Annotated in this window: 11 protein-coding genes; 7 read left to right on the top strand and 4 right to left on the bottom strand. The window is 49.9% G+C overall.

The genetic code is table 11. The features are described 5' to 3' along the window. Positions 1 to 270: 270 nt before the first annotated feature. Both htpG and NSS79_RS19870 read left to right on the top strand, forming a co-directional pair. Positions 271 to 2,151: a molecular chaperone HtpG gene (gene htpG / locus NSS79_RS19875; protein WP_342435836.1), complete on the top strand. Its 1,881-nt coding sequence runs from the start codon at positions 271 to 273 to the stop codon at positions 2,149 to 2,151. Positions 2,152 to 2,446: 295 nt separating this feature from the next. Next, positions 2,447 to 2,995: an MOSC domain-containing protein gene (locus NSS79_RS19870; RefSeq protein WP_342435835.1), complete on the top strand. Its 549-nt coding sequence runs from the start codon at positions 2,447 to 2,449 to the stop codon at positions 2,993 to 2,995. 76 nt (positions 2,996 to 3,071) lie between these two features. Here NSS79_RS19870 and NSS79_RS19865 read toward each other — a convergent pair whose 3' ends face one another. Further along, positions 3,072 to 3,941, bottom strand: a complete 870-nt coding sequence (locus NSS79_RS19865) for a LysR family transcriptional regulator (RefSeq protein WP_342435834.1) — start codon at positions 3,939 to 3,941, stop codon at positions 3,072 to 3,074. 151 nt (positions 3,942 to 4,092) lie between these two features. Here NSS79_RS19865 and NSS79_RS19860 point away from each other — a divergent pair, with 151 nt between their 5' ends. Next, positions 4,093 to 5,829: an ABC transporter ATP-binding protein gene (locus tag NSS79_RS19860; RefSeq protein ID WP_342435833.1), complete on the top strand. Its 1,737-nt coding sequence runs from the start codon at positions 4,093 to 4,095 to the stop codon at positions 5,827 to 5,829. Next, positions 5,826 to 7,565, top strand: a complete 1,740-nt coding sequence (locus NSS79_RS19855; protein WP_342435832.1) for an ABC transporter ATP-binding protein — start codon at positions 5,826 to 5,828, stop codon at positions 7,563 to 7,565. The genes NSS79_RS19860 and NSS79_RS19855 overlap by 4 nt, the downstream gene beginning before the upstream one ends. Positions 7,566 to 7,731: 166 nt before the next feature. Here the strand turns inward: NSS79_RS19855 and NSS79_RS19850 are convergent, their stop codons facing one another. Next, positions 7,732 to 8,862, bottom strand: coding sequence for a YARHG domain-containing protein (locus tag NSS79_RS19850; protein WP_342435831.1), 1,131 nt, complete (start codon positions 8,860 to 8,862; stop codon positions 7,732 to 7,734). Between the two features lie 145 nt (positions 8,863 to 9,007). After that, entirely contained in the window at positions 9,008 to 9,898 is an 891-nt protein-coding gene (locus NSS79_RS19845; RefSeq protein ID WP_342435830.1) for an AraC family transcriptional regulator, read from the bottom strand. A gap of 188 nt (positions 9,899 to 10,086) precedes the next feature. Between NSS79_RS19845 and NSS79_RS19840 the strand changes: the two genes are divergently transcribed. Continuing rightward, positions 10,087 to 12,165 (top strand): beta-galactosidase, encoded by a 2,079-nt coding sequence (locus NSS79_RS19840; protein WP_342440408.1) that lies wholly within the window; start codon positions 10,087 to 10,089, stop codon positions 12,163 to 12,165. Positions 12,166 to 12,306: 141 nt separating this feature from the next. On the opposite strand, the gene NSS79_RS19835 is transcribed toward NSS79_RS19840, so the two are convergent. Continuing rightward, positions 12,307 to 12,930 (bottom strand): NUDIX domain-containing protein, encoded by a 624-nt coding sequence (locus tag NSS79_RS19835; RefSeq protein WP_342435829.1) that lies wholly within the window; start codon positions 12,928 to 12,930, stop codon positions 12,307 to 12,309. 149 nt (positions 12,931 to 13,079) lie between these two features. Here NSS79_RS19835 and NSS79_RS19830 point away from each other — a divergent pair, with 149 nt between their 5' ends. Beyond that, on the top strand, positions 13,080 to 14,237 hold the full coding sequence (locus NSS79_RS19830; RefSeq protein ID WP_342435828.1) for a stalk domain-containing protein: 1,158 nt from the start codon (positions 13,080 to 13,082) through the stop codon (positions 14,235 to 14,237). Between the two features lie 142 nt (positions 14,238 to 14,379). Then, positions 14,380 to 14,832 carry a hypothetical protein gene (locus NSS79_RS19825; RefSeq protein ID WP_342435827.1) on the top strand — a complete coding sequence of 151 codons (453 nt, stop codon included), beginning with the start codon at positions 14,380 to 14,382 and terminating at the stop codon, positions 14,830 to 14,832. The last annotated feature ends 69 nt before the right edge of the window (positions 14,833 to 14,901 follow it).

Here is a 14,901-nt window from a genome sequence, read left to right as displayed (position 1 = left end):
CCGCCTTTAGGTTTGGATTTCTACTGCGATTCGTGGTTAATTCAAGAAATCCAAACCTAACAGCGGCCGGAAGTCCAAACATTCTCTGGAGTCACGGCCAATCCCAAAATAAAAGAATTATAAGTTCAATCTAAATAGTATGCAGCAAGATATTGACATCAAAAACGAGAATATGGTATATAAAAGGAAGTGTTAGCACTCATTCGAGTGGAGTGCTAATTTCCAGAGAGCAAACAGAAGAGTTATTTTTGAAAGGAGATTATTTTATTCATGGCCAAAAAAGAGTTTAAAGCCGAATCGAAGAGACTACTAGAGATGATGATTAACTCCATTTATACACAGCGGGAAATTTTCCTGCGGGAGCTGATCTCCAACGCAAGCGATGCCATTGATAAAATCTATTACAAAGCGCTGGCAGACGATGCGCTGGTGTTCAATAAAGAGGATTATTTCATTAAAGTCACTGCCGACAAGGACAGCCGCACGTTGACCATCTCTGATACAGGGATCGGGATGACGCAGGAAGAATTGGAGAACAATCTGGGGATTATCGCGAACAGCGGCTCTTTTGCATTCAAAAAGGACAATGAGTCGAAGGACGGTCACAATATTATCGGCCAGTTCGGTGTCGGGTTCTACTCTGCATTTATGGTAGCGGACGATGTTACTGTAATCAGCAAGGCGCTGGGCAGCGACCAGGCGTACAAATGGGAGTCCCAGGGCGCGGATGGATATACGATCGAACCGTTCGAGAAGGATGCTGTCGGCACCGAGATTATTTTGAAGATTAAAGAGAACAGTGAAGAAGACAACTACGATGAGTTCCTGGAAGAATATCGCCTGAAATCCATCATCAAGAAATATTCTGACTTTATCCGTTTCCCGATCAAGATGGATATTACCGGCAGTAAGCCTAAGGAAGGCAGCGAAGGCGAGTTCGAGGAAACCAAAGAAGAGCAGACTGTAAACAGCATGGTGCCGATCTGGCGCAAGAACAAAAACGAGCTGACTACAGAGGACTATGACAACTTCTATGCCGAAAAACGCTACGGCTTCGATAAACCGCTGAAGCATATCCATATCAGTGCCGATGGTGCTGTAGTCTATAATGCGATCCTGTTCATTCCGGAAAATACACCGTTTGATTATTACACCAAGGAGTATGAAAAAGGTCTTGAACTGTACTCCAACGGCGTGCTGATTATGAACAAATGCGGGGATCTGCTGCCGGATTACTTCAGCTTTGTCAAAGGGATGGTCGATTCCGAGGATCTGTCGCTCAATATCTCCAGAGAGCTGCTGCAGCATGACCGCCAGCTGACCCTGATTGCCAAGAACATCAAGAGCAAGATTAAGAGCCAGCTCCTGAGCCTGCTGAAGGATGAAAGAGAGAAATACGAGACATTCTACAAGTCTTTTGGCAGACAGCTTAAATTCGGAGTCTACAATGACTATGGCATGGAAAAAGAAACCCTCCAGGACCTGCTGATGTTCCACTCCTCCAAGGAGAAGAAGCTGGTTACGCTGGCTGAATACGTGGAAAGAATGCCGGAAGACCAGAAATATATCTATTATGCTTCCGGGGAATCGGTTGAGCGGATCGAGAAGCTGCCGCAGACTGAAATGGTGTTGGACAAGGGCTATGAAATGCTCTATTTCACTGATGATATCGATGAGTTCGCGATCAAGATGATCATGAGCTATAAGGAAAAAGAATTCAAAAATGTATCCAGCGGTGATCTTGGGATTGAAGCAGATGCAGCTGACAAACCTTCGGAAGAAGAGGAAAACGAGAACAAAGGGCTGTTCGACGCGATGCAGGGTATTTTGTCCGGCAAAGTGAAGGCAGTCAAAGCCTCCAAACGGCTGAAAAGTCATCCGGTCTGCCTGTCCACGGAAGGCGAGCTGACCATCGAGATGGAAAAAATCCTCAAAGCGATGCCGAACGGACAAGAGGTACAGGCGGATAAGGTACTGGAAATCAATATTAACCACGACGTCTTCAAGTCCTTGAAGGCTGCTGCCGAAGGGGATCAGGAGAAGCTGGGCCTTTACACGAACCTGCTCTACAATCAGGCGCTGCTGATCGAGGGCTTGCAGGTTAATGATCCTGTACAGTTCACCAACGATATTTGCAAAATCATGGTATAGAATGGCGGCATTTGCCGAACTGGAGCATCACTGAAGGCTTCGCCCAACGGCTGCCCGGAGAGAGGACGTCTCATCGTAAAGATGAGGCTTCCTTTTTTTGTGGAGGCCTGTTTCAAGAGAGCTACAATTTAAGGCGAAATCGGGTACAATAAGCTTATGTAATTTATAGGACAAATGGAGGAACAGACTTTGACATTGACTGTTGGTGTGATCCGTGAAATCAACCGGTATCCGGTCAAATCGTTTGCGGGAGAGCGGCTGGAAGCGATTCGTTACGGCCCGTAATATACCGAATATGCTTACTTATCAAGCGCGTTACCGGGATGGGGCGGTCGCTGTCACTGCAGCGGACGGGCGGACCTTTCGCTGGGACGAGCAGCTGCTTGAGGAGATTCAAAGCCAGACAAAAATCCCGGTGAGCATGTCCGGCCTGAAGCAACAGCACCCGGAGAATCCGCATCTGCTGTCGGTGGATGGGGCCAGTATTCTGCTTGTTACCGATGGCAGTCTGAGAAAACTGGAGGCGCTCTGGGGACGCGAGGTCGACCAGCGCCGGTTCCGCGGGAATTTCGTGATAACATTAAGCGATGAGGCGCTGTTTGAGGGAGACTGGACCGGGCGGAGGCTGCGGATTGGCGGGGTAGAGCTGCAGGTGAATGAGCTGTGCGAGCGATGCGTCATGACGACGATGGACCCGGATACTGCAGAGAAAGCCCCCTCGCTTCTGAAAATCGTCAACAAAGAGCTGGGGCTTCATTTCGGCGTGTATGCTTGCGTTATCCAAACCGGGCGTGTCTGCGTCGGAGATGAGATTCATCTGGCTGATAGGCCGGCAAGCCAATAAGCTTAAGCGAAATGCCAGCGCTGTTCCGGGTAATGCCGGTTCAGCGCTTCTTCATTTTGTGTATCCATACCGATGCCTACTCCGCTCTGAAGCATTCAATGAATTTCTCGGCAAGTGACGACAAATATTTGTCCTTCATCCATACGGCAGCGACCCGGGTGCGGAGCGATTCACCGCGGATTTCCTTATAACGCAGATTGTCGTTTCTCATGAGGCCGAAGGCGGATTTCGGAAGAATGCCGATGCCGAGACCGGCATTGGCCCACAGCAGCGTGGTGCGGGCATCGTCGTTCATGCAGAACACATCCGGATTGAATCCGTGCTCCAGGCAGGTTTCACGGATCAGCTGCTCGAAGCGGCGGTAAATAATCAGCGGCCTGTCCTTGAGTTCCCCGATATCAATGGAGGACTCTCCGTCCGTCCAGTCATAACCCTGAGTCATCACGGCAATCATAGGTTCAGCCCCGGCATATACACATTCGAGACTTGCGCTGTTAAAGGGCGTGCGAACAATGCCGACCTCGATGATTCCTTTGCTGAGCAGATCAATCACCTTATAGGTGTTGCCTTCGTGAATTTCGAATTTGACGCCGGAATAGATTTTGTGAAAATCAAAGAGCCGATCCTGCAGCAGAGTTGCCGCGGAGGAGGATACCGTCCCAATGGAGAGTGTTCCCCGCAGCCCGCTTGCAAAATCACTAATCTCACGCGTGGTGGCATCGGCCAGCTCCAGAATCTGCTGTGCCCGGCCCCGCAGAATTACTCCGGCATCGGTCAGCTGTATGCTGCGCGGTCCGCGCTCCACTAACTTTACACCAAGCTCCTCCTCCAGCAGCTTCAGCTGCTGACTGAGCGGGGGCTGGGCCATTTGCAGCTTCCGTGCAGCGGAAGTAATCTGTCCTTCCTCGGCAATCGCCAAGAAGTATTTGAGCTGTCGGATATCCATTTGTTAAACCTCCGGATTTGGCATATGAATTAAGTATGGCATTGATACGAAACCAATATTATTAATATGTAAGCAGTTATGACATAATCATAACGGGTCTTAACGCTATTTCATAGTGATTACATACTACATATGTTAGGTGAGGGTTACTGTGTTCAAAATTGCTGTTTTTCTTAAACCGTACAGAAAAGAAGTTATACTCGGGCCGATCTTTAAGCTGCTGGAGGCGATCCTGGAGCTGCTGCTGCCGACCATCGTTGCGCTGATCGTGAACAACGGAATCGGCGGGCAGGATAGTGCCTATGTGTACCGGATGGGCGGGCTTATGCTGCTGATGTCGCTCCTCGGTTTCGGCTGCTCGATGGTTTGCCAATATTATGCCGCCCGGGCATCACAGGGATTTGGCACTTCGCTGCGCAACAAGATGTTCAAGCATATTTCTTTGTTGTCCTATGCCGAGCTGGATACCTTCGGTACACCGTCGCTAATCAACCGGATCACGAGTGATGTGAATCAGCTGCAGCTGGCTGTGGCCATGCTGATCCGTCTCGTAGTCCGTGCGCCGTTTATCTGCATCGGGGCCATTATTATGTCGATGATTCTCGATTTCCGGCTGTCGCTGATTCTGCTCGCGGCGACACCTGTTTTTGGCGTTATCCTGTACTTTATCATTACCCGCAGCTCGCCGCTCTACCGCAAATATCAGCAGAAGCTGGATCATTTGGCGCTGGTACTCAGCGAGAATCTATCCGGTATCCGCGTCATCCGCGCCTTTGCCGAAGCACTGCGGGAGAAGCAGCGCTTCAATGAAGCTTCGGATGATTTGACGGCAACGGCGATCCGGGTTGGACGCATCTCTGCCTGGCTTGGTCCGATGACTACTCTGGTGGTGAACGCAGCGATTATTGCCATTCTGTGGGCTGGCGGCATACACATTGATGCCGGCCGATTATCACAGGGTGAAATCATTGCGTTCATCAACTATGTAACCCAGATTCTGCTGGCGCTGATTGTTGTATCGAATCTGGTAATTCTCTTTACCAAGGCTGCGTCCTCTGCGAATCGTGTGAATGAAGTGCTGGCGGCTGAAACCTCAATCTCGGATGAAGGGAATAGCGCCCTGCCAGTGATGGAAGCGGCAGCTCCTGCTATTTCTTTCGAGCATGTCTCCTTCGGGTACAACAAGACCGGAGAGCTTGCACTGCAGGATATCTCAGTGGTGATCAACCGCGGTGAAACCGTGGGGCTTATCGGCAGCACCGGCTCCGGCAAGTCCACCTTCGTGAATCTCATTCCGCGTTTCTATGATGCGGTGGAGGGGGAAGTCAGAGTAGGCGGCGTCAACGTCAAAGAATACCGGCTGGATCAGCTGCGGAGCCTGATCGGCATTGTACCGCAGAAGGCGCTCCTGTTCACCGGGACGATTGCCGATAACCTCCGCTGGGGCAAGCAGAATGCAACGAAAGAGGAAATGATGCAGGCAGCCGTTGTAGCCCAGGCCGATGAATTCATCCGCAAGCTGCCGGAAGGGCTGGATACACCGGTCGCGCGTGGAGGATTGAACTTATCCGGCGGACAAAAGCAACGTCTTACCATTGCCCGCGCCGTCGTGGGTACCCCTCCGATTCTTATCCTTGATGATTCTTCCAGTGCGCTCGACTTTGCGACCGACGCGGCACTACGCAGGGCACTGAAGGAGAGCAGCAGGGATATGACCGTGCTGCTGGTATCCCAGCGGGTCAGCACGGTGCGGCAGGCGGATCAGATTATCGTATTTGACGAAGGACGGATTGTTGGGAAAGGCAGTCATCAGGAACTGCTGGAGAGCTGCGGTGTTTATCAGGAAATCTGCCAGTCCCAGCTTTCCAGCGAGGAGGCGGGACAATGAGGGGCAATAATACCTGGAAGAGATTGTTTGGCTATACAAGTCATTTTAGAGGTATGACCATAACCGCGGTAATCTGCGCTATCATCAGCGTGATTGCCAGCCTAATCGGGCCGCTGCTGATCGGCCGGGCTGTCGATCATATGGTGGGTCCGGGCGATGTTGATTTCACCGGAATCCTCCGGCTGCTGCTGATCCTGGCTGCGGTATATATTGTGGGCAGCTTTTTTGGCTGGCTGCTGACGTATTACACCAATCGGATAGCTTACAAGACGGTCTACGACATGCGCCGTGAGTTGTTTGACAAGCTGAATGTACTGCCGCTGAAATTCCATGACAATCATCCGCAGGGCGACAGCATCAGCCGTTTTGTCAATGATATGGACGCCGTTTCGGACGGGCTGCTGCAGGGTTTCTCCACGCTGCTGACCGGTATTGTGACCATTGCCGGTGCGATCGGGCTGATGCTGTACATTAGTCCGGTGATGACGGTAGTCGTGCTGCTGTCGGCTCCGGCAACCTTTTTTGTCGCCCGGTTCATCACTACGCGTTCCCAGAAGCTGTTCCGTGAGCAGGCGAAGATCCTCGGTGGATTAAACGGATATGTGGAAGAAATTATCGGCGGGCAAAAGGTGGTGCAGGCATACCACTACGAGGACCGTTCCTTCGCCCGTTTCTCGGACCGTAATAATGAGCTGTACCAGACAGGCGTCAAATCCCAGTTTTACGGTTCATTGGCTAATCCGACAACACGGCTGGTCAATAATATTACCTTCTCGGTCATTGCGATGATCGGCAGCGCGCTTGTAATTGGTGGGCATTTTTCGGTCGGGGATTTGTCCAGTTTCCTGATTTATTCGAACCTGTTCGCAAAGCCGTTTAATGAGATTACCGGTGTCATCACCCAGCTGCAGTCGGCGACGGCTTCGGCACAGCGGATTTTTGCCATTCTCGATCTTCCTGCGGAAACGCCGGATGCTGCAGGGGCTCACGTCATGGACACCAGCCAGGGCACAATTACCTTTGATAAAGTAAGTTTTTCATATGATCCCGGGCGTCCGCTAATCAAGAATTTCAGCCTGGAAGTGAAGCCGGGTACCCGTGTAGCCATTGTAGGACAGACTGGGGCAGGGAAGACGACGCTGGTCAACCTGCTCATGCGTTTCTATGACGTAGACAGCGGGACAATCAAAATTGACGGAATAGACATAAATAAGATCACCAGGGACAGTCTGCGGCGTAATTTCGGAATGGTGCTGCAGGATACATGGCTGTTCGGAGGCTCCATCCGCGATAATATTGCTTATGGCAAACCGGATGCGACAGAGGAAGAGGTCATAGCAGCAGCCAAAGCAGCGAATGCGCACAGCTTCATCAAACGGCTGCCGGAAGGGTACGCTACGAAGATCAGCGGTTCTGGAGACAATCTGTCCCAGGGCCAGAAACAACTGCTCACCATCGCCCGCGTTATGCTCGTGGATCCGCCGATGCTCATCTTGGACGAAGCAACCAGCAGCATTGATACATTGACGGAGATTCGGATTCAGAAGGCTTTTCTCGCCATGATCTCAGGGCGCACCAGCTTCGTTATTGCCCACCGGCTGTCCACGATCCGCGAGTCCGATCTCATTCTCTATATGAAGGACGGAGACATCGTCGAGAGCGGCACACATGAGGGACTCCTGGAAAGCGGGGGACACTATGCCCGGTTGTACAACAGCCAGTTTGCGATGGTATAGCAGGCTTAAGATTGCAGGTTATGTAGGAAGCATGCCACTTTGGCAGAGCTTCACGCTCTTTCATTGACCCCATCTATTCAAACAGCGGCAGTTCATGGACGGTAAAGAAGCGTCCTGGACTGCCGCTGTTTTATTGAGAGAGAGTTCTTCGTTAGTTCAAGCTGCTTCAATCATATAATATCAGCCCTTCGAAATAATCCGTGAAATCATATATATCCCCTGCCTGAAACCAACCGGTTAATCCTGTGGAGAGCTCAAATTTAATATAACCCCGGTTGTCTTCTCCTAAGAAACTCACTTGATCTCCAGGGTTGATTTGAAGATATCCTTCATCTGAGTTTCTTAGTTTTTGCAATTTTAGTTCTTTTTTGGCGGTTAACACAGTAGGGGGAGACATAGAGTAGAAATCTTGTTCTTCTTCACGAAGCTGATGCTCTGCATCTAACCGGAATACGAGTTCACGATACCATGTCTGCAGCTCCTTCGCTCGATCAATCCCTTTAACAGTGCCAAGCCCGTCAATCATAGAAGAATGTGCGGCGAAATCGGGAACGGTACCAACGGATCTGATTTTTTGACCGTCATAGTAATAAAAATAAGTCTCTCTAAAAAAATCATACTGACTATCAAATTGAAAAGCGATTTCAAAGTAAGGATCATTAATATTAAGATCGACAATTTCAAAATAAGGAAACATGTCTTCACCGTCAAATTGAAGAGATGTTCCATTTACTTTTAGCGTCCAGGTTGTATCGCCTTTCGTTGTAGGGATCTTTAGCTCAACATTATCACTAATTCCATCTCCATTAAGGTCAATAACCATATGTTGCTGTTTAAAGGTATTGGAACCCTCGTAATTTTTGACACGATCATCATCCATATGTACTGGGATTAACTGATAGGCTGCGTACTTTGCTTCATAGGTATGTAATAATTCGATATTTTTCTTTTCTATGTCCGTGAAAGCATCCTTATAGTGTTGGTTCTTTTTGTACCATTTCTTTGAAGCAAAGTAGTCAGCTAAATCCTTTCGTTTGAATATATAACCATGCCGGCCATAAATCTCATTACGCGCCAATTCCATGATATGACTATCCATATTACTAATGTTGTCGGCACTCAGCAATACCTTGTTACTGTCATTTATGATGTATTCCCTGACCGGATTTGCCGGGCTTACAGCCTTATTGCTATTTTCTTCCTTTGTTAAGTTCACTGGTTCCTTTGTGGAACAGCTTGACAAGAGAATCAGAACTCCAAAAATGAGACCCATTCTTCTGAGATTGTGGTAAAACAAATTGCATCCCCCTTAGTTGACTTCTACATCCTAAAATTTGGATTTAGAAAATATACCACAAAAAAGGGGGCAGCTCCAACGAGTTTTTTTATATTATCTTGTCTGTTATTTTAAAAATAGAGCCCAGTTCCTGGGGCAAAAGCACTTATTGCTTCTGCCGGTTCGCTGCTTGACTCTGGCTTCGCTGCAGCGACTCCCTCATTACACCCGGCGTGCAGCCGTAAGTCTTGCGGAATACCCGGATGAAATAGTTTGTTTCCATCCCGAGATTCAAAGCGATATCCTGCACAGGGATGCCGGGACTTTCAGTCATCATTTGAAGCCCCCGCTCCACTCTCAGGTTCTGGAGGTATTTATGCGGGGTTACGCCATACTCCTGCAAGAACAGTCGCTGGAAATGCTGCACGGAATAGCCGACGGCGGCAGCCAGATTAGCGACCAGCAACGGTTCGGTGAAATGCTCATTGATTAGTCTCACCGCTTTTTGCAGTGCCTCGTTGCGGACATGCTCATTTTCCAGGCGGCTGGCTGTACCGGCAGAAGGCTCGCCCCGGCGCATCATAAGGATCAGCCGGTAGAGGCTGACGGACAGTTCCTGCGTGGCCTGTTCCTCCTGGCGGCCGCCATTCCCTCCATTTACGGTCTGCCAGATTCCGCCGATGGCTTCCCAGCATTCCTCGAAACGCACAAGATGATAGGCGGAGGGCGGCAACAAGCCGAGGCTGTGAAGCATTGGCCCTGTCTGGCTGCCGTAGATGCCGGTAAAAGCTACATGCCACGGCTCATGAGACAGCGGGTAATATTCATGTCCGCGGTCAGGCGGGAAAACGAAAGCCATTCCGGGTGCCAGCACCGTTTCGGTTCCGTCCGTGAGATCGCGGAATATCCCCTTTCCGCTGCGGATCAGGAAGAGCTGATGGACAGGGAATCCAGCCGGGCGGACATGATGGTATTGAATGTGTCTGCCGACAGAATAAGGGTACAGAGGAAAGTCCTCCAGGTTACGCGGCATTTCAACCAAAGAAAAAGGCAGCAAACTGTTCACCTCATATTCATTTTGTGCTATGTAATCGCGAGTATAATCCTACTGTGAATCTGCGGTTATCCTATATTATAAATAGTATAAATGTTTGTCCGTGAAAAAGACAGAGACACAGAACGACTTGAATCAGAGAAAAGTCTCACTCTGACACGGATCTAAAATGAGAGGATGGATATACGATGATGAGCAAAAAACTCCCTGCGGTCAGCAGCAAGGCTCCCGTGATGTTGCATGGGGCCGACTATAATCCCGAGCAATGGCTGAGATATCCTGAAGTTCTCCGCGAGGACATCCGCCTGATGAAGCTGGCGGGCTGTAATGCGATGTCTGTCGGAATTTTTTCCTGGGTATCGCTGGAGCCTGAAGAGGGCGTATTTACATTCGATTGGCTGGATCATGTGCTGAACACTTTTGCTGAGAACGGTATATATGCTTTCCTGGCTACTCCAAGCGGAGCGCGGCCAGCCTGGATGTCCGGGAAGTACCCTGAGGTGCTGCGGGTGGAACGAAACCGTGTGCGCAATCTGCATGGATTCAGGCACAACCATTGCTACACTTCCCCGGTCTACCGGGAAAAAACGGCAACGCTGAATGCCAAGCTGGCTGAACGGTATGCCCACCATCCGGCAGTCATCGGCTGGCATATTTCGAATGAATTCGGCGGCGAATGCCATTGCGATTTGTGCCAGAACGCCTTTCGGGAATGGCTGAAGGCCAAATATAAGGGCAGTCTCGACGAACTGAATCATGCCTGGTGGGCCGCTTTTTGGAGCCATACCTACACTTCGTGGGAGCAGATTGATTCACCGGCACCGCATGGGGAGACACAGGTCCATGGCCTGAACCTGGACTGGCGGCGGTTTGTCAGTGAGCGGACGATTGATTTCTGCCGGCATGAAATTGCAGCCGTACGAGATTTTAACCCGGATCTGCCCGTGACCACCAACATGCATATGATCGACGGCATTGATTACCGTGAGCTGGCCAAAATTCTGGATGTCGTCTCCTGGGATGCATACCCGGAATGGCATTACACCGAGGACAATGATGATGTCCGGCTGGCGGCCTGGACAGCTCTGAACCATGATATGTTCCGCAGCTTCAAGCAAAAGCCGTTCCTGCTGATGGAGAGTACGCCTTCGCTCACGAACTGGCAGTCAGTCAGCAAGCTGAAACGGCCGGGCATGCATAAGCTGTCATCCCTGCAGGCGGTCGCTCATGGCTCTGATTCTGTGCAGTACTTCCAGTGGCGCAAGAGCCGCGGCTCCAGCGAGAAGTTCCACGGTGCTGTGCTCGACCACAGCGGCCATGCAGAAACCCGTGTGTTCAGGGATGTCGCCGAGGTTGGCAAAACACTTGCGGGATTAACCGAAGTAGTGGGCACCGTCACACCGGCGGAGACGGCGATCCTGTTCGATTGGGATAACCGCTGGGCAATCAAGGATGCCCAAGGGATCCGCAATTCCGGACTGAAATACGAAGAGACCGTGCTGCAGCATTACCGTGCCCTTTGGGAGCTGGGCATCCCAGTTGACGTGATTGGTTCAGGAGATGACCTCACACGCTACAAGCTGGTCATCGCTCCGATGCTATACCTGATCAGTGAAGAGAATGGTCAAAGAATCGAGAAATATGTGGAGCAGGGAGGAACCTTCCTGGCAACCTACTGGTCTGGAGTGGTAGGCGAAACAGATTTGTGTCACCTCGGCGGGTTCCCGGGGCCGCTGCGCAGAACGCTCGGCATTTGGGCTGAAGAAACGGAAGGCTTGCACAGCCGGGATGTGAACGGTCTTGTATTGCAGGCAGGCAACGCCTTGAAGCTCTCGGGTGATTACGATGCGCATGAAATTGCCGAGCTGATCCATCTGGAGGGGGCAGAGGCGCTAGGCCATTACCGCAGCGATTTCTACGCCGGGCAGCCTGCATTGACACTGAACAAGCTCGGAGCAGGCAGAGCGTACCATTTGGCTACCCGCGTCAAAGACGCAGCGTTTTACGTAGAACTGTATGCTGCAATTAGCGCCAAGGCGGGAATTGGCCGCGTGCTGGAAAGTGAACTGCCAGCAGGTGTAACGGCGCAGCTCCGTACAGACGGTGAACAAGACTATATTTTCCTGCAGAACTTTAGCGGTACTGAAGCGTCAGTGACACTGGATGGTCTGGTTTATACAGATCTGGAATCAGGCGAGCCAGCCCCGGAAGTTGTTGCACTTCCTGTGAACGGGCTAGTAATGCTGAAACGGAAAGTAGCACAGAAATAGATAGAATTACAAAAGGCAGGACCCGGTCATCAGGGTCCTGCCTTTTCATTGTGGAGACGGAAGCAGCCTGCGGGTGCAGGATAGAATCTTGCTATATGCATAAGGGAATGGTTAAAATAGGTAATGATTGAAGAATGCTAATCAGCCAAAGGCTGCCTCAATGCCCTCAATGATGCGCCGATAATAGTTGATCTCATGCGGCACAAAGTGGCTCCTGTCCACAGTCTGGCTGATTGGAATCCGCTTACCGCTGCTTTCCACCCTAAATCCTTGGATTTGCAGTGTAGCGCTGTCTCCCAGCCACAAACTTCGAAAGCCGGCGAAATCGGCTGTAACAATTCCCGCAACCTCTTCCTGTTGCAGCTTAAAGTCGCTTAAAGGGGAGGCGTTCGTGTATAAAAAGACATGCGCCCGCTCTCTGTCGAGAAAGCCCTCTTTGTCCATGCTGTAAGGGATGATCCCAAGGGGGATCAGCTGCTCAAAAGCAACGCAGATTCCAAGCTCCTCCTGCACCTCACGGACGCCATCCTCCGGAACCTCATCAGATAATAAATGCCCGGCGGCCGTGATATCCAGCAGACCGGCATAATCTTTCTTGAGTTCGCTGCGCAGCTGAAGATAAATATGGAGCATATCCTGTTCTTTGCTGACGAACCAGCAGTGGAAGGTTTCGTGCCAGAGTCCCAACCGGTGAACTTCATCACGGGGTGCGGTCCCGGTAATATTGCCATTGTCATCAAAAGTGTTCAGTAGTTCGTCATTCATGCGAAGGCTCCTTTATTAATGTTTACATCTGGTGATGCCGATCCTACTTCGTCGGCTAAATATATCATAGCATTTGCCGCACAGGCAACGGCTTGTTCACATAGAATCCGATATGAATGAGCTAGAATATCCCATCATCCCAAGGAGGAATGTTTATGAATAGCCTGTTACATTCAAGGCTAGGCAAATTGTTTCTGGTAGCATCAATAGTTTTTTTTGGTTATTTTTTTGGGAATAAGCAGGAGACCGTGCATGCAGACTCGCCCATAACCTCGACGGCTATTTATGAGGCTTATCTTGATCTAGATATGGTTACTGAGGCCTTGAATAACGGATTAGGCGTGAAAGTTAACGGTTTTTTATCATCGGCAACCACACCACTGGATCAAAAAGCGGCAGTAATCAATGCGCTGTATTCAGTTCAAGGATGGGAGGATAGAGATCTGACAGAGGAGTATTCACAATCTGTTTATGGAAAGAAATCAGATTCGCTGGATAAAGCGAAGTTGACACCGCAGGAGATTTTTGTTCTTGGCTATATGAAAGTACTCGATCATTATTTTGATCCTGATTTGTATTGGATCACTGAGGCCAAGAAGGCGTCACCGGACAGTATGACGGTAGCCCTGATCCATGCGCTTGCCGTGTCTCAAGAGAACTTAATGTGCAGCTGGAAGAATACGGAGGCGGTCCTTGCCGATAAAAGTCTGAAACAGGACATTCGACCAGAAGCCATCGACATTATTATTGAGTATATGGAGCTGTACAAGGACGACCTTTGTCAGAGCGGTGGCCAGCAGCAGGCAGCAATCAATTCCTTGGTAGATGATATTAAGAGAGACGCCATCGTTCTGTCTATCGGCCAGAGTAACGTGCTTGCCAAAGGAAAGCAGACAATAATAGATGAAACGAATTCAAAGATCACCCCATATCTGCACAAAGAGACAACAATGGTTCCACTGCGTTTTATATCAGATCAGTTCGGTGCCGCAGCACATTTTGATTCCAAGAAGCATGAGGTCACGATTCAATTCAGAAATCAGAAGCTCTTAATCAATGAAGCGGATTCCACCATTTCAGTCAATGGCCATTCCTCAGCAAAAAACACAACGATCGAGACAAAAAACGGACGGACGTTTGTCCCCCTGAGAGTGATAATGGATGTATTTAGCAAGAAAACGTATTATCATAGAGGTTTGGTAATAATCTCGGATAAACTTGTGCTTAATCCGCTTAATGCACAGGATAATCAAGCGGCAGAGAAAATCAAAGTTGAACTGGCAGCTATCGGCAGTAAAATAAAATAATGAAAAGCCGGACTTGTGGAGTGGATGATAGTTATTCGCTGGTGGATTTATTAAATGAGAAAAGGGGAATGTAATGAGTTTAGTGACGATGAAGCGGGAATCCTTTTATAGCTTAGGTGATGAAAAACTTGGGAGTGCGTGTATGGAGCCGACTTTTATGCAGATACGCGGTAAATCGCCGGCGGTTAAGGCGGAGGTGATCTCGCAGCTGACAGGGGGACAACAGGCGCTCTGCATGTTCCGGGTTATGTATGGTCACAGTTATAAATCGGCGGCCGAGTATTATGCCTGGATCTCCTACATGCTGAGTATACCGGGGTATTGGGACCGGATGATGGAGGGGGTGCGGTTTTTTGACGAGTCGGGAATGGTAGCGCTGCTGGAGGAAACCAGGGGGCAGCTTGAAGCGAGAAACAGCAGGTTAAAGGTCAACTGGGGAGATGCAACGCTTATGGATTTGGAGCGGGATGACGAACTGATGCAAATGATAAAATCCCTGTTTGACCGATTTGAGCAGGTGGCCCCGATGACCCACTCCATTATTGTGAAATATATTCGTTCCCATCCCGAGGAGTTTGTGTTATTGGCGGATTAATCCGCTCAGCTAGGATGCTGTCCAGTCACCCGGTTATGCTTAGTTGCAGCTGACGACACAAGATGCATT

The organism is Paenibacillus sp. FSL L8-0436 (assembly GCF_038593025.1).
GTDB lineage: Bacteria > Bacillota > Bacilli > Paenibacillales > Paenibacillaceae > Paenibacillus_AQ.
The sequence above is the reverse complement of the archived record's forward strand: the minus strand, read 5'-3'. Positions and strand labels throughout refer to the sequence as shown.

Excerpts from the sequence above, each read along its gene's own strand:
- NSS79_RS19840 (WP_342440408.1), top strand. The coding sequence starts at position 10,087 with ATGAGCAAAAAACTCCCTGCGGTCAGCAGCAAGGCTCCCGTGATGTTG.
- htpG (WP_342435836.1), top strand. The coding sequence starts at position 271 with ATGGCCAAAAAAGAGTTTAAAGCCGAATCGAAGAGACTACTAGAGATG.
- NSS79_RS19870 (WP_342435835.1), top strand. The coding sequence starts at position 2,447 with ATGCTTACTTATCAAGCGCGTTACCGGGATGGGGCGGTCGCTGTCACT.
- NSS79_RS19865 (WP_342435834.1), bottom strand. The coding sequence starts at position 3,941 with ATGGATATCCGACAGCTCAAATACTTCTTGGCGATTGCCGAGGAAGGA.
- NSS79_RS19825 (WP_342435827.1), top strand. The coding sequence starts at position 14,380 with ATGGAGCCGACTTTTATGCAGATACGCGGTAAATCGCCGGCGGTTAAG.
- NSS79_RS19835 (WP_342435829.1), bottom strand. The coding sequence starts at position 12,930 with ATGAATGACGAACTACTGAACACTTTTGATGACAATGGCAATATTACC.
- NSS79_RS19830 (WP_342435828.1), top strand. The coding sequence starts at position 13,080 with ATGTTTATGAATAGCCTGTTACATTCAAGGCTAGGCAAATTGTTTCTG.
- NSS79_RS19855 (WP_342435832.1), top strand. The coding sequence starts at position 5,826 with ATGAGGGGCAATAATACCTGGAAGAGATTGTTTGGCTATACAAGTCAT.